20 protein-coding genes are annotated in these 18,290 nt (G+C 70.1%); 18 read left to right on the forward strand and 2 right to left on the reverse strand.

Annotation, left to right across the window (positions count from 1 at the left end; all coding sequences use genetic code 11):
* Positions 1-10: 10 nt before the first annotated feature.
* From BLW75_RS36155 to BLW75_RS36205, 11 genes are all read left to right on the forward strand, one after another.
* A complete protein-coding gene (locus BLW75_RS36155) occupies positions 11-1,270 on the forward strand; it encodes an NADH:flavin oxidoreductase/NADH oxidase family protein (protein ID WP_034321176.1) in 1,260 nt (419 codons plus the stop codon).
* 120 nt (positions 1,271-1,390) lie between these two features.
* Positions 1,391-2,200, forward strand: a complete 810-nt coding sequence (locus BLW75_RS36160; RefSeq protein WP_034321173.1) for a CoA transferase subunit A — start codon at positions 1,391-1,393, stop codon at positions 2,198-2,200.
* On the forward strand, positions 2,197-2,952 hold the full coding sequence (locus BLW75_RS36165) for a CoA-transferase subunit beta (protein ID WP_034321169.1): 756 nt from the start codon (positions 2,197-2,199) through the stop codon (positions 2,950-2,952). The genes BLW75_RS36160 and BLW75_RS36165 overlap by 4 nt, the downstream gene beginning before the upstream one ends.
* Positions 2,949-4,127 carry a thiolase family protein gene (locus tag BLW75_RS36170; RefSeq protein WP_034321166.1) on the forward strand — a complete coding sequence of 393 codons (1,179 nt, stop codon included), beginning with the start codon at positions 2,949-2,951 and terminating at the stop codon, positions 4,125-4,127. The genes BLW75_RS36165 and BLW75_RS36170 overlap by 4 nt, the downstream gene beginning before the upstream one ends.
* A gap of 20 nt (positions 4,128-4,147) precedes the next feature.
* On the forward strand, positions 4,148-4,882 hold the full coding sequence (gene pcaH / locus BLW75_RS36175) for a protocatechuate 3,4-dioxygenase subunit beta (RefSeq protein WP_034321163.1): 735 nt from the start codon (positions 4,148-4,150) through the stop codon (positions 4,880-4,882).
* Positions 4,882-5,430: a protocatechuate 3,4-dioxygenase subunit alpha gene (pcaG, locus tag BLW75_RS36180; RefSeq protein ID WP_034321160.1), complete on the forward strand. Its 549-nt coding sequence runs from the start codon at positions 4,882-4,884 to the stop codon at positions 5,428-5,430. Before pcaH ends, pcaG begins: the two co-directional genes overlap by 1 nt.
* Positions 5,423-6,202: a 3-oxoadipate enol-lactonase gene (pcaD, locus tag BLW75_RS36185; RefSeq protein WP_034321157.1), complete on the forward strand. Its 780-nt coding sequence runs from the start codon at positions 5,423-5,425 to the stop codon at positions 6,200-6,202. The genes pcaG and pcaD overlap by 8 nt, the downstream gene beginning before the upstream one ends.
* On the forward strand, positions 6,199-6,603 hold the full coding sequence (pcaC, locus tag BLW75_RS36190; RefSeq protein ID WP_034321155.1) for a 4-carboxymuconolactone decarboxylase: 405 nt from the start codon (positions 6,199-6,201) through the stop codon (positions 6,601-6,603). The genes pcaD and pcaC overlap by 4 nt, the downstream gene beginning before the upstream one ends.
* Before the next feature lie 9 nt (positions 6,604-6,612).
* On the forward strand, positions 6,613-7,419 hold the full coding sequence (locus tag BLW75_RS36195) for an IclR family transcriptional regulator domain-containing protein (protein ID WP_034321151.1): 807 nt from the start codon (positions 6,613-6,615) through the stop codon (positions 7,417-7,419).
* Positions 7,412-7,981, forward strand: a complete 570-nt coding sequence (locus tag BLW75_RS36200) for a nucleotidyltransferase family protein (protein ID WP_034321148.1) — start codon at positions 7,412-7,414, stop codon at positions 7,979-7,981. The genes BLW75_RS36195 and BLW75_RS36200 overlap by 8 nt, the downstream gene beginning before the upstream one ends.
* A gap of 31 nt (positions 7,982-8,012) precedes the next feature.
* Positions 8,013-8,885 carry an AAA family ATPase gene (locus BLW75_RS36205; RefSeq protein WP_034321280.1) on the forward strand — a complete coding sequence of 291 codons (873 nt, stop codon included), beginning with the start codon at positions 8,013-8,015 and terminating at the stop codon, positions 8,883-8,885.
* Between the two features lie 2 nt (positions 8,886-8,887).
* On the opposite strand, the gene BLW75_RS36210 is transcribed toward BLW75_RS36205, so the two are convergent.
* Positions 8,888-9,907: an aldo/keto reductase gene (locus BLW75_RS36210; protein WP_034321276.1), complete on the reverse strand. Its 1,020-nt coding sequence runs from the start codon at positions 9,905-9,907 to the stop codon at positions 8,888-8,890.
* A gap of 100 nt (positions 9,908-10,007) precedes the next feature.
* On the opposite strand from BLW75_RS36210, the gene BLW75_RS36215 reads away from it, so the two are divergent.
* From BLW75_RS36215 to BLW75_RS36225, 3 genes are read left to right on the forward strand one after another with little or no spacing between them, the layout of a single operon-like run.
* A complete protein-coding gene (locus BLW75_RS36215) occupies positions 10,008-10,574 on the forward strand; it encodes a TetR/AcrR family transcriptional regulator (RefSeq protein WP_034321145.1) in 567 nt (188 codons plus the stop codon).
* Between the two features lie 31 nt (positions 10,575-10,605).
* Entirely contained in the window at positions 10,606-11,706 is a 1,101-nt protein-coding gene (locus BLW75_RS36220; RefSeq protein WP_034321142.1) for a vWA domain-containing protein, read from the forward strand.
* Positions 11,699-12,811 carry an XdhC family protein gene (locus tag BLW75_RS36225; RefSeq protein ID WP_034321139.1) on the forward strand — a complete coding sequence of 371 codons (1,113 nt, stop codon included), beginning with the start codon at positions 11,699-11,701 and terminating at the stop codon, positions 12,809-12,811. Before BLW75_RS36220 ends, BLW75_RS36225 begins: the two co-directional genes overlap by 8 nt.
* On the opposite strand, the gene BLW75_RS36230 is transcribed toward BLW75_RS36225, so the two are convergent.
* The gene (locus BLW75_RS36230; RefSeq protein ID WP_034321136.1) at positions 12,789-13,268 is read right to left on the reverse strand and encodes an Lrp/AsnC family transcriptional regulator; all 480 of its coding nucleotides are present in this window, start codon (positions 13,266-13,268) and stop codon (positions 12,789-12,791) included. The two genes, BLW75_RS36225 and BLW75_RS36230, sit on opposite strands and share 23 nt — an antisense overlap.
* A 70-nt stretch (positions 13,269-13,338) precedes the next feature.
* Between BLW75_RS36230 and BLW75_RS36235 the strand changes: the two genes are divergently transcribed.
* From BLW75_RS36235 to BLW75_RS36250, 4 genes are all read left to right on the forward strand, one after another.
* Positions 13,339-14,265 (forward strand): threonine ammonia-lyase, encoded by a 927-nt coding sequence (locus tag BLW75_RS36235; protein ID WP_034321132.1) that lies wholly within the window; start codon positions 13,339-13,341, stop codon positions 14,263-14,265.
* A gap of 196 nt (positions 14,266-14,461) precedes the next feature.
* The gene (locus BLW75_RS36240) at positions 14,462-14,992 is read left to right on the forward strand and encodes a (2Fe-2S)-binding protein (RefSeq protein ID WP_016336316.1); all 531 of its coding nucleotides are present in this window, start codon (positions 14,462-14,464) and stop codon (positions 14,990-14,992) included.
* Positions 14,992-17,430, forward strand: a complete 2,439-nt coding sequence (locus BLW75_RS36245) for a xanthine dehydrogenase family protein molybdopterin-binding subunit (RefSeq protein WP_034321129.1) — start codon at positions 14,992-14,994, stop codon at positions 17,428-17,430. The genes BLW75_RS36240 and BLW75_RS36245 overlap by 1 nt, the downstream gene beginning before the upstream one ends.
* Positions 17,427-18,281 carry an FAD binding domain-containing protein gene (locus BLW75_RS36250; protein ID WP_034321126.1) on the forward strand — a complete coding sequence of 285 codons (855 nt, stop codon included), beginning with the start codon at positions 17,427-17,429 and terminating at the stop codon, positions 18,279-18,281. Before BLW75_RS36245 ends, BLW75_RS36250 begins: the two co-directional genes overlap by 4 nt.
* Positions 18,282-18,290: the final 9 nt, after the last annotated feature.

Here is an 18,290-nt window from a genome sequence, read left to right on the forward strand (position 1 = left end):
AGGAGCGACGATGTCATTCGCAGTCGAGAAAACCTCCTCGCCGGTGTTCGAGCCGTTCGTGCTTCCCAGCGGCTCGACGCTGCCGAACCGCCTGGTGAAGGCCGCGATGGAAGAGAACATGGCGGACCGCGGGCAGGTCCCCGGTAAGCCGCTCTTCGAGCTGTACCGCCGTTGGAGCGAGGGTGGAGCGGGTCTGCTCGTCACCGGCAACGTCATGGTCCACGCGGAGGCGCTCACCGGCCCGGCCGGCGTCGTCCTCGACGCGGAATCGCCGCTGGAACCGTTCCGTGCGTGGGCGTCGGCCGCGAAAAGCGGCGGCGCGCGGGTGTGGATGCAGATCAACCACCCCGGGCGTCAGGTCCGGGCGGACATGCCCGGGGTCGCGTGGGGTCCGTCGGCCGTCCGCGTCGACGTCGGCAAGAACAGCGGGCGATTCGCCGAACCGGTCGAAATGTCCCCGCGGCGGATCGAGGAGACCGTGGCGCGATTCGCCGAGACCGCCCGCCGCGCCGAAGAAGCCGGCTTCGACGGTGTCGAGATCCACGCCGCGCACGGCTATCTGCTTTCCCAGTTCCTGTCTCCGCTGGCCAACCGGCGCGAAGACCGGTGGGGCGGAAGCCTGGAGAACCGGGCCAGGCTCCTGCTCGACGTCGTCCGCGCGGTCCGTGCCGTCGTGGCGCCCGGATTCGCCGTCGCCGTCAAGCTCAACTCCGCCGACTTCCAGCGGGGTGGCTTCGACGCCGACGACGCCGCGTCGGTCATCGCGATGCTCGCGCCGCTCGGGGTCGACGTGGTCGAGCTGTCGGGTGGCAGCTACGAAAGCCCGGCGATGACCGGGCAGTCCGGCGACGACCGCACCCGCGCGCGGGAGGCCTACTTCCTGACTCTCGCCGAACGACTCGTGCGGACGAGCGCGCTGCCGCTGATGCTGACCGGTGGCGTGGTCCGCAGGCCGGTCGCGGAGGAGGTGCTGGCGAGCGGCGTCGAGCTCGTCGGCATGGGCAGTGCCCTCGCCGTCGATCCCGAGCTGCCCGCGAAGTGGCGGCATGACAAGGAGGCCAGGGTGGAACTCGAGCCGGTCCGGATCGTCGACAAGGCGGTCGCGTCCGCCGCGAGCATGGCCCGCGTCCGGCGGCAGTTGCGGCGTCTCGGCGCGGGACGGCCGACGAAGCCCGGCATCGATCCGAAGCTGGCGCTCGTGGTGGAAACGGTGCTGCAGGCCGTCGCGCTTCGCCGGTACCGCACCTGGCTGCGCGGTCGCGCCGGGTGATCCGGATTCACCGGGTCGAAGCACTGCCATGATCGGCCCGGCTGTGCTATGTTCATATGCAGAACATGTGTGCGCGATCCGAACAAGGCGCGAACAGGCACGGACGAGCCGGGAGTGGGGATGGCTGAGCTGCTGTCGTTGAAGGAGGCCGTGGCACGGCTGGTGCACGACGGAGACACCGTCGCGCTGGAGGGCTTCACGCACCTCATTCCCGTGGCCGCCGGGCACGAGATCATCCGCCAGTGCCGCACCGGCCTGACGTTGGTCCGCATGACCCCCGACATCGTCTACGACCAACTCATCGGCGCGGGCTGCGCGAGCAAGCTGATCTTCTCGTGGGGCGGCAACCCCGGAGTCGGCTCGCTGCACCGGTTCCGTGACGCCGTCCAGCATTCCTGGCCGGTGCCACTGGAGATAGAGGAACACAGTCACGCGGGCATGGCGAACCGGTACGTCGCCGGCGCCTCGGGCCTGCCGTTCGCCGTCCTGCGCGGGTACACCGGCACCGATCTCGCCGCGCACACCGACACGATCAAACCCATCACCTGCCCGTTCACCGGTGAGCGGCTGGCCGCCGTGCCCGCCCTCAACCCGGACGTCACGATCGTCCACGCCCAGCGCGCGGACCGGTCCGGCAACGTCCAGATCTGGGGTATCACCGGCGTGCAGAAGGAGGCGGTGCTCGCGGCGAAGCGATCCTTGGTCACCGTCGAGGAGATCGTGGAGGAACTGGAGCCCCGGCCGGGCGCGATCGTGCTGCCGTCTTGGGCCGTCACCGCCGTGGCCGAGGTGCCCGGCGGCGCGAGGCCGTCGTACGCGGCGGGGTACTACGAACGGGACAACGACGCTTACCAGGCATGGGACGCGATCGGCCGGGACAGGGAGAGCTTCACCCGCTGGCTCGGCGAGCTGACGGGAGTGAAGGCATGACCGAGTACACCGCCGACGAGATGATGAGCGTCGCCGCCGCTCGCGCGCTCGGCGACGGGATGTCCTGTTTCGTGGGCATCGGCCTGCCGAGCACGGCCGCCAACCTGGCCCGCCGGGGCCACGCGCCGAACCTGACGCTCATCTACGAATCCGGTTGTCTCGGGGCCAAACCGAGCAGGCTCCCGTTGTCCATCGGCGACGGCGAACTCGCCGACACCGCGGACGCCGTGGTCAGCGTTCCCGAGGTCTTCAACTACTGGCTCCAGCCGGGCCGGATCGACGTCGGTTTCCTGGGCGCCGCCCAGCTGGACAAGTTCGGCAACATCAACACCACCGTCATCGGCCCGGACTACGCCAACCCCAAGGTGCGTCTCCCCGGGGCGGGCGGTGCCCCGGAGATCGCCGCCTCCTGCCGCGAGGTGTTCGTGGTGCTCCGGCAGAGCACGCGCACATTCGTCGAGAAGGTCGACTTCGTGACCTCGTTCGGTCACGGCACCGGCAAGGGCGATCGCGAGCGCCTAGGCCTTCCCGGTGCCGGGCCGACGCTGGTGGTCACCGACCTCGGCCTGATGCGGCCCGATCCGGAGACCGCCGAGCTCACGCTCACCGAACTGCACCCCGGGGTCGAGGTCGATCAGGTCGTCGCGGCGACCGGGTGGAAACTGAAGGTGGCAGGCGACCTGGGAACCACCCCGGCGCCGACCGAGGCAGAACTCCGCATCCTCCGAGACCTCACAAGGGCGAGCGCATGACCGACGTCTTCCTGTTCGACGCCATCCGTACCCCGTTCGGCAAGTACGGCGGCGCCCTGTCCGGCGTTCGCCCGGACGACCTCGCCGCCACCGTCCTGCGGGCGCTGGCCGAGCGCAACGACCTCGACCCGGCCACCGTCGACGAGGTGGTGCTCGGCGACGCCAACGGCGCGGGCGAGGACAACCGGAACGTCGCGCGGATGGCGGCGCTGCTCGCGGGTTGGCCCACGACCGTGCCCGGTGCCACGGTCAACCGCCTGTGCGGATCCGGACTCGACGCCGTCATGCAGGCCAGCCGGTCGGTCCAGGTCGGCGACGCCTCGCTCGCCGTGGCGGGCGGGGTCGAGTCGATGAGCCGCTCGCCCCTGGTCATGCAGAAACCGGAGAAGGCGTTCCCGGCGGGCAACCAGACGCTGTACTCCACCGCCCTGGGCTGGCGCATGGTCAACTCGAAGATGCCCGAGCGGTGGACGGTCTCGCTCGGCGAGTCCACCGAGCAGCTCGCCGAGCGCTACGGCATCGGCCGCGACGAGCAGGACGCGTTCGCCGTCCGCAGTCATGTCAACGCCGCCCGCGCCTGGGACGAGGGGTTCTACGACGACCACGTCGTCCCCGTCGAAGGAGTCGAACTCGCTCGCGACGAAGGCATCCGGCCGGATTCCAGCCCGGAGAAGCTCGCGAAGCTCAAGCCGGTCTTTCGTCCACAAGGGACGGTCACGGCCGCGAACGCGTCGCCGTTGAACGACGGCGCCTCCGCGCTGCTGCTCGGTGACGAGGCGGCGGGGAAGCGGCTCGGCAAGGCACCGCTGGCCAGGATCGCCGGCCGGGGAGCGGCGGGCGTCGACCCGGACGTCTTCGGCATCGGCCCGGTCCGCGCGGCCGAGATCGCCCTGGAACGGGCGGGAATCGGCTGGGAAGACCTGGCGGCCGTCGAACTGAACGAGGCCTTCGCCGCGCAGTCGCTGGCCTGTCTGCGGGACTGGTCGAAGCTCGACCCGGAGATCGTCAACGTGAACGGCGGCGCGATCGCGATCGGGCATCCGCTGGGCGCCTCCGGCGGCCGGATCCTCGGCACGCTGGCCCACCACCTGCGCCGCACCGGCGGCCGATGGGGCCTGGCCGCCATCTGCATCGGCGTCGGCCAGGGGCTGGCCGTCGTCCTCGAAGCCCACTGAGTCGCGCTGGAGGGAACAGCATGTCCGCACCCGCAGAACTGAGGCTCCCGCGCTACCGGCGCGATCCGGAGGGCACGCACCCGCCGCTCGACTACGCCGGCTACCGGTCGACGGCACTGCGGCACCCGAAAGAGCCGTTGATCGTGCTTCCGCATCTGCTGACCGAGGTCACCGGTCCCGCGCTGGGACCGGGCCGGATCGGCGAATTCGACAACGACCTCACCCAGGGGCACGCGGGCGAGCCGCAGGGGCAGCGGATCATCGTCACCGGACGGCTGCTCGACGGTGACGGCCGGCCGATCCGCGATTCACTGGTGGAGATCTGGCAGGCGAACGCGGGCGGCCGGTACCGGCACACCGGCGATCGCTGGCCGTCGCCGCTGGACCCCAACTTCGACGGCGCGGGCCGGACGCTCACCGACTCCGAGGGGCGCTACACCTTCACCACGATCAAACCGGGCGCGTACCCGTGGAAGAACCACGACAACGCCTGGCGGCCGGCGCATATCCACTTCTCCGTGTTCGGCAGCGCGTTCACCCAGCGGCTGGTCACCCAGATGTACTTCCCGGAAGACCCGCTGTTCTCGCAGGACCCGATCTTCAACTCCATCCCGGACGAGAAGGCCCGGCAGCGGATGATCGCGCGCTTCGACCTCGACCGCACGGAAGCCGAGTGGGCGCTGGCCTTCCAGTTCGACATCGTCGTGCGCGGCCGCGAGGCCTCGGTCTTCGAAGACGAGGAGGACGAGCACTGATGCCGGAGACGACGCCTTCCCAGACCGTCGGCCCGTACCTGTCCATCGGCTTGCCCTGGCCGGACGGGCCGGACGTCGTCCCCGCCGACGAGCCCGCCGCGGTCCGGATCCACGGCCGCGTCCTCGACGGCGCGGGCGAACCCGTCCCGGACGCGATGATCGAGACCTGGCAGGCCGACGCCGACGGTCGGTTCGATCATCCCGACGACCCGCGCGGAGCCGTCGCCGGCGGATTCCGTGGCTTCGGCCGCTGCCCGACCGATCCGGGCGGCAACTACGAGATCCGGACGATCATGCCCGGTTCGCTGCCCGGCCCGGCGGGCAGCACGCAGGCCCCGCATATCGACGTCTCGGTGTTCGCCCGCGGACTCCTGCACCGGGTGGTCACCCGGATCTACTTCGAGGACAACGACAACTCCGGGGATCCGGTGCTGGCGTCGGTTCCGGAAGCCCGCCGGGGGACCTTGGTCGCCACCAAGGACGGCAGCGGCTACCGGTTCGACATCCGGTTGCAGGGCGAAGGGGAGACGGTGTTCTTCGATGTCTGAGCCGGTGAAAGTGCACAGCGTCGCGGAAGGGCCCGCCGACGGTCCTGTCGTGGTGTTCAGCGGATCGCTCGGCAGCGATCACCGCATGTGGGAACAGCAGGTGAAACCCTTGGTGGAACAGGGTTTCCGGGTCATCCGGTACGACAGCCGCGGGCATGGCGCGTCGCCCGTCCCGCCGGGGCCGTACACCCTCGCGGATCTCGGCGGCGACCTGCTCGCGCTGCTCGACGATCACGGTGCCGAGCGTGCCCATATCGTCGGGCTCTCGCTCGGCGGGATGACCGGGATGTGGCTGGGCGTGAACGCGCCGGACCGGATCGCGAGCCTCGTGTTGTGCTGCACGTCCGCGAAGCTCGGGCCGCCGAGCATGTGGGCGGACAGGGCCAAGACGGTCCGGGAGAAGGGCACCGCCGCGGTCGCCGAGGCCGGGGTCGGCCGCTGGCTGACCGCCCGTTACGCCGCCGCGCACCCCGAGCGGGCCGGATATCTGCGCGAGATGATCGAGAGCGTCCCCGCCGAGGGGTACGCGTCGTCCTGCCAGGCCATCGAAACGATGGACCTCGTCGGCGACCTGCCCAAGATCGCGGCGCGGACCCTGGTGATCGCCGGCGCCGAGGACCCGGCGACCCCGGTCGAGCACGCCGAGGTGATCGCGGGCGGTATCCCGGACGCGCGGCTCGAAGTCGTCGAAGGCGCCGCGCATCTGGGCAGCTTCGAACAGCCCGAGCGGTTCACCGCGTTGATCCTCGAACACCTGGAGGCCGCCCGATGACCGACGACACCTACGAGACCGGCATGAAGGTGCGCCGCGAGGTCCTCGGGGACGCGCACGTCGATCGGGCGGTCGCCCGCACCACCGAGTTCAGCCGTCCGTTCCAGGACTACATCACCCGGGGCGCCTGGGGATCGGTCTGGTCGCGGGACGGGCTCGACCGCAAGACCCGCAGCTGCGTCACCCTGGCCGCGCTCACCGCGTTGCACGCCCACGACGAGCTCGCGATGCACGTCCGCGCCGCTGTCCACAATGGACTCACGGCGCAGGAGATCTCCGAGGTCTTGCTGCACACGGCCGTCTACACGGGTGCCCCGGCGGCCAACACGGCGTTCGCCGTCGCGCAGCGGGTACTGGCCGAACTCGGTGAGCCTGCCGCCCAGGAAAAGGGAGGCCGTTAGGGTTCTCATATGGACGAAGGCGAGGTGACCGAGCGCGGGGCGCATCATGTCCAGTCGCTGGAGCGCGGGCTGGCCGTGATCAAGGCGTTCAACGCGGACGCGGCGGAACTCACCCTGAGCGACGTCGCCCGCTCGACCGGGCTGACCAGGGCGGCCGCCCGCCGGTTCCTGCTCACCCTCGTCGACCTGGGGTACGTGCGCACGGACGGCAAATACTTCTCGCTCACCGCGCGGGTCCTCGAACTCGGCTACTCGTATCTGTCGAGCCTGTCGCTCCCTGAGGTCGCCCAGCCGCATCTCGAGCGGCTCTCCGCCGAGGTGCACGAGTCGAGTTCGGTCTCTGTGCTCGAAGGCAGGGACATCGTCTACGTCGCGCGCGTGGCCGTTTCGCGGATCATGACCGTCAGCATCAACGTCGGCACCCGCTTCCCGGCGCACGCGACGTCGATGGGGCATGTCCTGCTGGCCGGTCTCGATGACGCCGACCTGCGTGACTACCTCGCCGGGGCGACGCTCGACAAGCTCACCGCGCGGACCAAGAGCAGGCCGGAGGAATTACTCGCCGAACTGGTCAGGGTCTACGAGCAGGGTTACGCGATGGTCGACCAGGAACTCGAAGAGGGTCTTCGCTCGATCGCCGCGCCGATCCACGATCGGCGGGGCAGGGTCGTGGCCGCGGTCAACCTCTCCACCCACGCCAGCCGCACCACGCGCGAGTCGGTCGAACAGGAACTACTGCCGCCCCTGCTCTCGACGGCGCGCGCCATCGAGGCCGATCTGGCCTCAGCGCCGCCCACCAAAGCGCGGCATGGCTGAGGTCGCCGGGCTGGTGCTCGCGGCCGGAGCAGGCCGCCGGTTCGGTGGGCCGAAGGCGCTGGCCGTCCTCGACGGCGAGCCGTTCGTCGTGCGGGCGTCACGGGTGCTCGCCGACGCGGGCTGCGCGCCGGTCCGGGTGGTGCTGGGAGCCTCGGCCGCGGAAGTCCGCACGCTCCTGCCCGATCCCGAGGCCGCGGTCGTCGCCGAAGACTGGGAGTCCGGCATGGGAGCGTCCTTGCGCGCGGGCCTGAGGGCACTCACCGGAACCGATGCCGAAGCCGCCGTCGTGCATCTCGTGGATCTGCCCGGCGTCGGCGCCGAAGTGGTCCGCCGGGTCGTCGCCGGGGCCGACGAGAGCACCGTCGCGCGTGCCACCTACCAAGGCGTTCCCGGCCATCCCGTCGTACTCGGCCGCCGATGGTGGCCGGAGATCGTGGCGGGCGCGTCCGGTGACAAGGGCGCCCGGGACTGGCTCAAGGGCCGCCAGGACCTGCGGCTCGTCGAATGCGGTGACCTCGGCACCGGGCACGACGTGGACCGCCGCGAGGATCTTCCGGGCTGATCTCCGGCTCACCGGGGCTTACGATCGGCACGTGACCGTCGCATCGCCCGAGAAACTGGCCGAAGCCCTCGAAACGGTCGGCTACCTCGCCGATGACGGCATCGCCACGGCCGGGTTCCTCGCCCTGGCGCTCGGCCGTCCGCTGTTCTGCGAGGGAGAACCGGGCACCGGCAAGACCTCGCTCGCCCTGGGACTGGCCGAAGCGCTCGGCATGCCGCTCATCCGGCTCCAGTGTCATGAGGGGATCGACGCGGCGCAGGCACTGTACGAATGGGACTTCCCCCGTCAGCTGCTGCATTTGCGGGCGCTGGAAGCCGCGGGTGAGGGCGGCCTCGACGTCGAGGCCGCCGAACAGTCCCTCTACACCGAACGTTTCCTGCTCTCCCGGCCACTGCTGAAAGCGTTGCAGACCGCTCCGTGTGTCCTGCTGGTCGACGAGATCGACCGGGCCGACGACGAGTTCGAAGCCTTCCTGCTGCAACTCCTCGACGAGAACGCGGTGACGATCCCCGAGTTCGGTGAGGTGCGCGCCGAGCAACCGCCGCTCGTGGTGCTCACCTCCAACCGGACGCGGGAGGTGCACGACGCGCTCAAGCGCCGCTGTCTCTATCACTGGCTCGAACACCCGGACCTCGGCCGCGAGATCGAGATCCTGCGCCGCAAGATCCCGAACCTGGGCGAGGCGCTCGCGACACAGGTCGCGACGGCGGTGCAGCGGCTTCGCGCGATGGAGTTGCTGAAACCGCCCGGGGTGGCGGAATCCCTCGATTGGGCCCAGGCGCTCCTCGCGCTCGGAATGTCCGAACTGGACGCCGTGACCGCCGCCCGGACCCTCGGTTCGGTGCTCAAGTACAGCGAAGATCTGGACAGGGTCCGGACCAAGCTGGACAAACTGCTCGCCTGAGCTCAGCGGCGCCGCAGGGACGCGTCGAGCAGCGCGGGCGGGGTGTCGTGCTTCTCCTCCGGGGCCAGGTCGGTGCCCGGGGCGACGATCTCGTCGATCGCGTCGAGGACGTCGGCGGGGAGCACGGTGTCCGCGGCGGCGAGTTGCGACTCCAGGTGGTCCAGTGTGCGGGGGCCGATGATCGCGCTCGTCACCCCCGGATGCGCGACGACGAAGCCGAGCGCGAGCTGGATCAGGCTCAGCCCGGCTTGGTCGGCGACCTTGACCAGCCGTTCGACGGCTTCCAGCCGGGCCCGGTTGGCGGGCCGGGTCAGGTCGAACCGCTGGGGCAGGACCGCCGAACGGTTCGTGCTGATCTCCCGGCCTTCCCGGACCGCGCCCGACAGCCAGCCGGACGCCAGCGGGCTCCACGCGAGCACGCCCATGCCGTATTCCTCGGTCACGGGCAGGACCTCCGTTTCGATCCCGCGCTGGAGGATCGAGTAGCTGGGCTGCTCGGTGACGTAGCGGCCCGAACGGAGTTCGCGGGCGGCCCACTGGGCCTGCACGATGCGGTACGCGGGGAACGTCGACGAACCGAAGTAGCGGATCTTCCCCGCCTGGCGCAGATCCGTCAGGGCGGAAAGGGTTTCGTCGTCGCCGGTCTTCGGGTCCCAGCGGTGGATCTGGTAGAGATCGACGTGGTCGACCCCGAGGCGGCGCAGGCTGTTGTCCAGTTCGGTGACCAGCCAGCGACGTGAAGCGCCCTGGTGATTGCGCTCGTCGCCCATCGGCATGCTCGCCTTCGTGGCCAGCACGATGTCGTCGCGGCGGCCCACGATGGCCTTGCCGACCATTTCCTCCGACTGGCCGGCGCTGTACATGTCCGCGGTGTCGATGAGGTTGATCCCGCCCGCGAGCGCGGCGTCGACGATGGCGGTGGCCTCGTCCTGGGTGGTGCGCCCGATCGGGCCGAAGTTCATCGCGCCGAGCGCGAGGGTGCTGACCTGCACGCCGGTTCTGCCCAAGGTGCGGTACTGCATGACGATGTCCTCCATGGCAAACTGAGCAAGCGGAACGTTGCTCCGCTAACGATACGGAGCAGTGTTCCGTTTGGCAACCCGGTGGCAGAGGAGTGGTGTGATGAGTGAAGAGGGCACCAAGGCCAAACGCGCGGACGCCCGCCGCAACGAGAAGACCTTGCTCGACGCCGCCGCCGCGGTCTTCGTCACCTCGGGCGTCGAGGCGACGGTCCGCGACATCGCGGCCAAGGCGGGCGTCGGGATGGGCACGATCTACCGGCATTTCCCGACCAGGGCCGACCTCATCGTCGCCGTCTACCGGCATCAGGTCGACGCGTGCGCCGAAGCCGGGCCGGAACTGCTGGCGTCCAGCGATTCCCCGTATGAGGCGCTGCGCCGCTGGATCGACCTCTTCGTCGATTTCCTGGTCACCAAACACGGTCTGGCGGCGGTGCTGCAGTCCGACAACGCCGGGTTCGAGACGCTGCACACCTACTTCCTCGACACCCTTCTGCCGGTGTGCGCCCGGCTGCTCGACGCGGCGGCGGAGGCGGGCGAGATCCGCTCCGATCTGCAGGCGCTCGAAGTCCTGCGCGGTGTCGGGAACCTCTGCATCGGCGCCGAAAGCGATCCGCGCTACGACGCGCGCAAGATGGTCGGGGTCCTCATCTCGGGCCTCAGGCCCTAGGTCCTCTCCGAAACGCGCGCACAATGGACGAGTGAGCGATCCCCTGGCGGGCTTCGTCGGCTTCGCGGAGGCATTGCGCGAAGCCGGTTTGCCGTGCGACGCGCACCGAGTGCGGGCGTACCTCGAAGCCGTCGGCGAGATCGATCTCGCCGATCCGGCCCAGCTGTATTGGGCCGGACGGTTGACGCTGTGCGCGGATCCCGACGACCTTCCGCGCTACGACGCCGCGTTCGACGGCTGGTTCACCGAAAAGGAAACCGGACCACGGCGGCGCGGCCGGGAAGCGGCCCCGAAGCGCGCCAGGATCGCCACGCTCGCGCAGGCGGGCCAAGGCGAGTCCGGCGCGGAGCCCGACGAGCTCCGCGTGGCGGCGAGCGACGAAGAGATCCTGCGGCACCGCGATCTCGCCGAGCTGAGTGTCGCCGAACGCGCTCACCTGCGGGAACTGCTCGCGAAACTGCGCCCGGCGCTCCCGTCACGGTCGTCCTCGCGCCGTCGCGCGGCCCGGCGGGGCACGCTGGATCCGTCGCGCACACTCCGCGCGATGCTGGCCGGGGGCGGCGAGCCCGTGCGCCTGGCGTACCGGCGGAAGGGGGTCAAACCGCGCCGTGTAGTCCTCCTGATCGACGTCTCCGGCTCGATGGGGCCGTACGCCGACTCCCTGTTGCGGTTCGCGCACGTGATGGCGCGGCACGCTCCGGGCCGGGTCGAGGTGTTCACCCTGGGTACCCGGCTCACCAGGGTCTCCCGTCAGCTCCGGCTGCGCGATCCCGAACACGCGATGCTCGCCGCGGCCGCCGCGGTCCCTGACTTCGCGGGCGGGACGAGGCTCGGTGAGACCCTGCGGGCGTTCCTCGACCGGTGGGGACAACGCGGTGTGGCCAGGCGGTCCGTGGTCACCGTGTTCTCCGACGGCTGGGAACGGGGCGACCCCGGCCTGCTCGGCGAGCAGCTCGCCAGGCTGCGGCGGCTCGCACACGTCGTATTCTGGGTGAATCCGCACGCGGGGCGGGCGGGTTACGCTCCCGTGCAGTCCGGCATCGTGGCCGCGCTCCCGTACCTCGATCGGCTGCTCGCCGGGCACAGCTTGGCCACATTGGAACGACTGCTGGTGGAGATCGCCGATGCGTGACGTACTGGACGAACTGCACCGCCGCTGGGCGGCAGGCGAGACGGTGGGGGTCGGCACCGTGGTGGCGACGTTCTCGTCGGCGCCGCGGAGCCCGGGAGCGGCGATGCTCGTCGCCCCGGACGGCACGGTCACCGGCAGCGTCTCCGGCGGCTGCGTCGAGGGCGCCGTCTACGAGCTCGCACAGCAGGTGGTCGCCGAACGCGCGCCCGTGCTGCAGCGTTACGGCGTCAGCGACGACGACGCGTTCGCGGTCGGGCTGACCTGCGGCGGGATCATCGACATCTACGTCCAGCACATCGACCGCGACTCGATGCCGGAGCTCGGCGACGTCGTCGAATCGGTCCACAGTGGACAGCCGGTCGCCGTGGTCACGGTGATCGAGCACGAGCGGGACGGCCTGGTCGGCGAGCATCTGATCGTCTGGCCGGATCGCGTCGCGGGGTCGCTCGGCTCGTCGCGGATGGACGACGCCGTCGTCGACGACGCGCGCGGCATGCTCGCCGGCGGCCGCACGGGCACCCTGCACTACGGCCCGGACGGGCAGCGCCGCGGCGAGGGGATGACGGTCTTCGTCAACTCCTTCGAACCGCCCGCGCGCCTGCTCGTCTTCGGCGCGATCGACTTCGCCGCCGCGATGGCGAAGATGGGCGCGTACCTCGGCTACCAGGTCACGGTCTGCGACGCGCGGCCCGTGTTCGCGACGAAGAGCCGTTTCCCGGACGCGGACGAGGTAGTCGTCGACTGGCCGCATCGCTATCTGAAGGCCGAAGCCGAAGCGGGCCGGGTCGACGGCCGGACCGCGATCGCCGTGCTCACCCACGACCCGAAGTTCGACGTGCCGTTGCTGGAGGTCGCGTTGCGCCTCGACGTCGGCTACGTCGGCGCGATGGGCTCGCGCAAGACCCACGACGACCGGTTCGCGCGGCTGCGCGAGGCCGGGGTCACCGAGGCGGAACTCGAACGGCTGTCCTCGCCGATCGGCCTCGACCTCGGCGCGCGGACCCCCGAGGAGACCGCGGTGTCGATCGCGGCCGAGATCATCGCGCTGCGGTGGAGCGGTTCGGGATCGCGGCTCGCCGAACTCAGCGGCCGGATCCACGGCTGACACCGGGCACCGGCACCGCCTGGCTCGATTTGACCACCTCGAACGCGGGCAGGGTCTCGAACCGTTTGACGTGCTTGTCGAACAGCTTCCTGGACAGGTACCGGCTCGCCTTGAGATCCGGGGTGAGCAGCACGACGACGTAGTCCCACTGCCCGACGATGCTGTAGCAGTGCTGGACGCGGGGCTCGGCCAGCATCCGCTCGCGGAAGGCCGTGTGGCGCTTTTCGTCGTCGTCGGTCAGCGCGACCAGGATGACCGACGTCATCCCCGCGCCGAGCGTCTCCGGATCGAGCACGGCGACCTCGGCGCGGATCACGCCCGCGGCGCGCAGCCGGGTCAGCCGCCGCTGGACGGCGCTGGGGGAGAGGCCGACGGCGTCGCCCAAGTCGTGCAGGGGGCGCGCCGCGTCGGCCTGGACGAGGTCGAGCAGCAGATGGTCGATCTCGTCGAGAGGCACGCAAGATTTTTGCACGCGGGCGGGAAAATTTACAATCGGCGTGATCGGCTCCCGGCCTAGCTTTGGCGTCATGACCGACATCGACCTGAAGCTGGACAACGTCGCCGAGGCGGCGAAGGTGATCGATCCCGTTTTCCTGAACTCCCCGCAGTACGGCGACGAACAGCTGAACGCACGGCTCGGCCGTTCCGTGCTGGTGAAGATCGAGACGCTGAATCCGTTGCGCAGCTTCAAAGGCCGGGGCGCGGACTACTTCGCGGCCAGGCTGGAGCCGGGCACCACGATGGTGTGCGGGACCAGCGGCAACTTCGGGCAGGCCGTCGCGTACGCCGCCAGGAAACGCGGATTGCGGGCCGAGGTGTTCGTCCCGGCCGACGTCTCGCCGGTCAAGCTGCGGCGGATCAAAACCCTGGGGGCGCGGGTGCGGAGGGTCGAGGGCGAGGTGAAGGTCGCCGCTGCCGCCTTCGCCGCGGAAGCACCGGACCGTGTCTTCGTGGTCGACGGCCGTGAACCCGCGATCTCCGAAGGGGCGGGCACGATCGGGCTGGAACTGGCGGCGGCGGGCGCGATCGACACGGTCGTGCTCCCGGTCGGCGACGGCGCGCTGATCGCCGGCGTCGCGCTCTGGCTCAAGGCGCATACGCCGGACGTCCGCGTCGTCGGCGTCGGGACCACGTCGGCGCGGGCGATGGCGACGAGCTGGCGGGCCGGTGAGCCGGTCACCGTCGACCGGGTGAACTCGTTCGCCGGTGGCATCTCGATCCGCACCCCGGAACCCGAGTCTGTCCGGCGCCTGCGGTCGCTGGTGGACGACTTCGTGCTGGTCGAGGACGACGATCTGCGTGCGGCCATGCGCCTGGGCGCGGAAACCCTCGGCGTCCTGCCGGAACCCGCGGGGGCCGCCGGCCTGGCCGCGCTGACCGTGCACGACATCCCCGGCGACCGGGTCGCCACCGTGGTCACCGGGGCGAACGCCGTCTGGCCTCGTGAGTGGTGAGGACGGTTAGAACCGTCCTTACCACTCACGAGGCCCCGAAAACCCTGGCGGGGGTTGCTCTCGCGGAGTCAACGTAGCACGCTCGACTGTGAGTCCGATCACGGTCGCTCCGGGGTCGGTCCGTGACAACCGAATGACCGGCCGCTCCCGAACGACCCCGGACCCGCGCGGGGTTTCTCTCGCTTTTGGAGGCCTGATGCGCATCACCGTCACCGTCGACGGCACCAGCTACACAGACGACGTCGAGCCCCGCACCCTCCTCGTGCACCATCTGCGCGAACGGCTCGGGAAGGTAGGCACCGTGGTCGGTTGCGACACCAGCAACTGCGGCGCCTGCACCGTCCACCTCGACGGGCACAGCGTGAAATCCTGTTCGGTACTCGCGGTCCAGGCCGACGGCTGCGAGGTCACCACGATCGAGGGACTCGCCCGCGACGGCGAACTGCATCCGGTGCAGAAGGCCTTCCACGAGAATCACGCGCTCCAATGCGGTTTCTGCACTCCCGGCATGATCATGCAGTCGATCGACCTGCTCGCCGACAATCCCGATCCGGACGAGAAGGCGGTCCGCGAAGGGCTCGAAGGCAACCTGTGCCGCTGCACGGGTTACCAGAACATCGTCCGCGCGGTGCGCGACGCCGCCCACGAGATGCGGCCCGGCGCCGGTCCCGAAGCCGAGCGGCTCGCTTCGGACACCGCTTCCCGTGTCGGCGCGGGTGGTGAGTGATGACCTCCACGATCGAACCGGAGGTCGGCAAGTCCCGTCGCCGCAAGGAGGACGAGCGCCTCATCACCGGCAGGACCCGCTGGACCGACAACCTGACCCTGCCCGGCATGCTGCACCTCGCGGTGCTCCGGAGCCCGTTCGCGCACGCCAAGATCGTCTCGATCGACGTCACGGAGGCGAAATCCGCGCCCGGTGTGGTCGCGGTCCTCACCGGGAAGGACCTCGACCCCGAGGGTGCCATCGGCATGCCGTGTGCGTGGCCGATCACGCCGGACATGAAATCGCCGAGACGGCCCATCCTCGCCTCGGACACGGTGAACTTCGCCGGTGAGGGTGTCGCGGTGGTCGTCGCCCGCACCTCGGCCGAAGCGCACGACGCCCTCGAAATGATCGACGTCGACTACGACGAACTGCCGGTCGTCCTCGGTCTCGAGAACGCGCTGGCCGAGGGCGCGCCGTTGGTGCACGAGGATCTCGGCACCAACCAGAACGCGGTCTGGGTCTTCGATTCCGCCGACGCGGGAACGGGTTCCAGTGTCGAGGACGCGATCTCGCATTCCGAAGTCGTGCTCAAGCGGCGGTTCCGCCAGCAGCGGCTGGTGCCGGCGTTCATGGAACCGCGGGCGTGCGTAGTCGACCCGACGGGCAATCAACTGGTCATGTGGTCGGCCACCCAGGTCCCGCACATCCTCAAGACGATGACCGCCGCCACGCTCGGTCTTCCCGAGCACAAGGTGCGGGTGATCGCGCCGGACGTCGGCGGCGGGTTCGGCGGCAAGATCGCCGTGCTGCCCGAAGAGATGATGGCGACGCTCATCGCCAAGCGGCTCGGCAAACCCGTCAAGTGGAACGAGTCCCGCTCGGAGACGATGGTCGCCGCGCACCACGGCCGCGACCAGATCCAGGACATCACCATCACCGCGAACCGCGACGGCACGGTGACCGGCCTCAAGGTCGAACTGCTCGCCGACATGGGGGCGTACCTCGGTCTCGTCGGCCCCGGTGTGCCGATCCTCGGCGCGTTCATGTTCAACGCGATCTACAAGTTCCCGGCGTACCACTTCGCCTGCACGAACGTGTTCACCAACACCACGCTCACCGACGCCTATCGCGGCGCCGGGCGGCCGGAGGCCACGTTCGGGATCGAGCGGATGATGGACGAACTCGCCGTCGAACTGGGCATGGACCCGATGGAGATCCGCGAGAAGAACTGGATCAAGCACGAGGAGTTCCCGTTCACGACGGTCGCCGGGCTGACCTACGACTCGGGCAACTACGAGGCCGCCACCGCCAAGGCCAAGGAACTCTTCGACTACGACGGCCTCCGCCGCGAGCAGAAAGAGCGGCGGGAATCGGGCGACCCGGTCCAGCTCGGCATCGGCATCTCGACGTTCACCGAGATGTGCGGTCTCGCGCCGTCGCGGGTGCTCGGCTCGCTGGACTACGCGGCGGGCGGCTGGGAACACGCCGAGATCCGCGTGCTGCCCACGGGCAAGATCGAGGTCATCACCGGCGCCTCCGCGCACGGCCAGGGTCACGAGACGGCGTGGAGCCAGATCGTCGCCGACAAACTCGGCGTCCCGTTCGAGGACATCGAGGTCATCCACGGCGACACCCAGTCCTCGCACAAGGGCATGGACACCTACGGTTCCCGGTCGCTGGTGGTCGGCGGGATCGCGGTGGTCAAGGCGGCGGACAAGGTGCTGGCCAAGGCCAAGCCGATCGCGGCGCATCTGATGGAGTGCTCCGAGGACGACCTCGAATTCTCGGCGGGCAAGTTCTCGGTCAAGGGCACGGATTCCTCGACCTCCATCCAGGACATCGCGTGGGCCGTGTTCTCGGCGCACAACCTGCCGGACGGGGTCGAACCGTCGCTGGATTCGTCGGACACGTTCGATCCGGAGAACTTCTCGTTCCCGCACGGCACGCATCTGTGCGCGGCCGAGGTCGACACCGAGACCGGGCGCGTGCGGTTGCGCTCTTATGTCTGCGTCGACGACGTCGGCGTGGCAGTGAACCCGCTGATCGTCGAAGGCCAGGTGCACGGCGGGCTCGCGCAGGGCATCGCGCAGGCGTTGTTCGAGGAGGCCGTCCACGACGAAGGCGGCACGCTGACCACCGGGACCTTCGCCGACTACCTGCTCCCGTCGGCGGCGGATCTGCCCAGCTTCACCACCGACCGCACCGAGACCCCGTCGACGACGAACCCGTTGGGCGCCAAGGGCGTCGGGGAGGCGGGCACGATCGCCTCGACCCCGGCGGTGGTCAACGCCGTGGTCGACGCCGTGCGGCACTTCGGGGTGAACGACATCGAAATGCCGTTGACCCCGATGCGGGTCTGGCACGCCATCCAGCACGGGTCGTCCGCCGCGGGCGGGCTCGGCTCCGAAGCCGGTGGCGGTCTCGGTTCGATCGACGCCACCGGAGGTGCCCAGTGATCCCGGCCCCGTTCGACTACGTCGCTCCGTCCACAGTAGACGAAGCGATCAGCGCGCTCGCCGAGGCGGGCGAGGACGCCAAGGTGCTGGCGGGCGGGCAGAGCCTGCTACCGGTGCTGCGGATGCGGCTCGCCACGCCGACCACGCTGGTCGACCTCGGGAAGGTCGCCGGGCTGCGCGGCGTCCGCGAGGACGGCGACGCGCTGGTGATCGGCTCGATGACCACGCATTACGACGTCCAGCGGGACACGCTGGTCGCCGAGCACGCCGCGTTGCTCAAGGCCGCCACCGACACGGTGGCCGATCCCCAGATCCGCCATCGCGGCACGTTCGGCGGTGCCATCGCGCACGCCGATCCCGCCGGCGACCTGCTCGCTCCCGTTCTCGCGCTCGGTTGCGAACTCGTCGTCGCCGGGCCGGGCGGGCGGCGGACGGTCGCCGCGGCGGATTTCTTCCAGGACATGTTCACCACCGCGCTCGCCGCGGACGAACTCCTGGTCGAGGTCCGGGTGCCGAAGCACACCGGCTGGCACGCCCACTACGAGAAGTTCAACCGGGTCGCGCAGGCGTGGTCGATGGTCGCGGTCGCGGCCTGTGTCCGCACCGAGGCGGGCACCATCGAGGAGGCGCGGGTCGCGCTGACCAACATGGGCTCGACCCCGGTGCGGGCCGCCGGGGTCGAGGAGGCGTTGGTCGGCTGCGCGGCCACCGCCGAGGCGATCCGCGGTGCGGCCGAACGCGCGGCCGAGGGCACGAACCCGACGGCCGACGGCAACTCCGACGTCGAATACCGGCAGCACCTCGCGAGGGTGCTGACCGGCCGGGCGGTTCTCGCCGCGGCAGGTTCTTGAGCACATCCA

The organism is Amycolatopsis lurida (assembly GCF_900105055.1).
Lineage (GTDB): Bacteria > Actinomycetota > Actinomycetes > Mycobacteriales > Pseudonocardiaceae > Amycolatopsis > Amycolatopsis lurida.

Coding starts and splice junctions, on each gene's coding strand:
- BLW75_RS36155 (WP_034321176.1), top strand. CDS start 11: ATGTCATTCGCAGTCGAGAAAACCTCCTCGCCGGTGTTCGAGCCGTTC.
- BLW75_RS36160 (WP_034321173.1), top strand. CDS start 1,391: ATGGCTGAGCTGCTGTCGTTGAAGGAGGCCGTGGCACGGCTGGTGCAC.
- BLW75_RS36165 (WP_034321169.1), top strand. CDS start 2,197: ATGACCGAGTACACCGCCGACGAGATGATGAGCGTCGCCGCCGCTCGC.
- BLW75_RS36170 (WP_034321166.1), top strand. CDS start 2,949: ATGACCGACGTCTTCCTGTTCGACGCCATCCGTACCCCGTTCGGCAAG.
- pcaH (WP_034321163.1), top strand. CDS start 4,148: ATGTCCGCACCCGCAGAACTGAGGCTCCCGCGCTACCGGCGCGATCCG.
- pcaG (WP_034321160.1), top strand. CDS start 4,882: ATGCCGGAGACGACGCCTTCCCAGACCGTCGGCCCGTACCTGTCCATC.
- pcaD (WP_034321157.1), top strand. CDS start 5,423: ATGTCTGAGCCGGTGAAAGTGCACAGCGTCGCGGAAGGGCCCGCCGAC.
- pcaC (WP_034321155.1), top strand. CDS start 6,199: ATGACCGACGACACCTACGAGACCGGCATGAAGGTGCGCCGCGAGGTC.
- BLW75_RS36195 (WP_034321151.1), top strand. CDS start 6,613: ATGGACGAAGGCGAGGTGACCGAGCGCGGGGCGCATCATGTCCAGTCG.
- BLW75_RS36200 (WP_034321148.1), top strand. CDS start 7,412: ATGGCTGAGGTCGCCGGGCTGGTGCTCGCGGCCGGAGCAGGCCGCCGG.
- BLW75_RS36210 (WP_034321276.1), bottom strand. CDS start 9,907: ATGCAGTACCGCACCTTGGGCAGAACCGGCGTGCAGGTCAGCACCCTC.
- BLW75_RS36215 (WP_034321145.1), top strand. CDS start 10,008: ATGAGTGAAGAGGGCACCAAGGCCAAACGCGCGGACGCCCGCCGCAAC.
- BLW75_RS36225 (WP_034321139.1), top strand. CDS start 11,699: ATGCGTGACGTACTGGACGAACTGCACCGCCGCTGGGCGGCAGGCGAG.
- BLW75_RS36235 (WP_034321132.1), top strand. CDS start 13,339: ATGACCGACATCGACCTGAAGCTGGACAACGTCGCCGAGGCGGCGAAG.
- BLW75_RS36240 (WP_016336316.1), top strand. CDS start 14,462: ATGCGCATCACCGTCACCGTCGACGGCACCAGCTACACAGACGACGTC.
- BLW75_RS36245 (WP_034321129.1), top strand. CDS start 14,992: ATGACCTCCACGATCGAACCGGAGGTCGGCAAGTCCCGTCGCCGCAAG.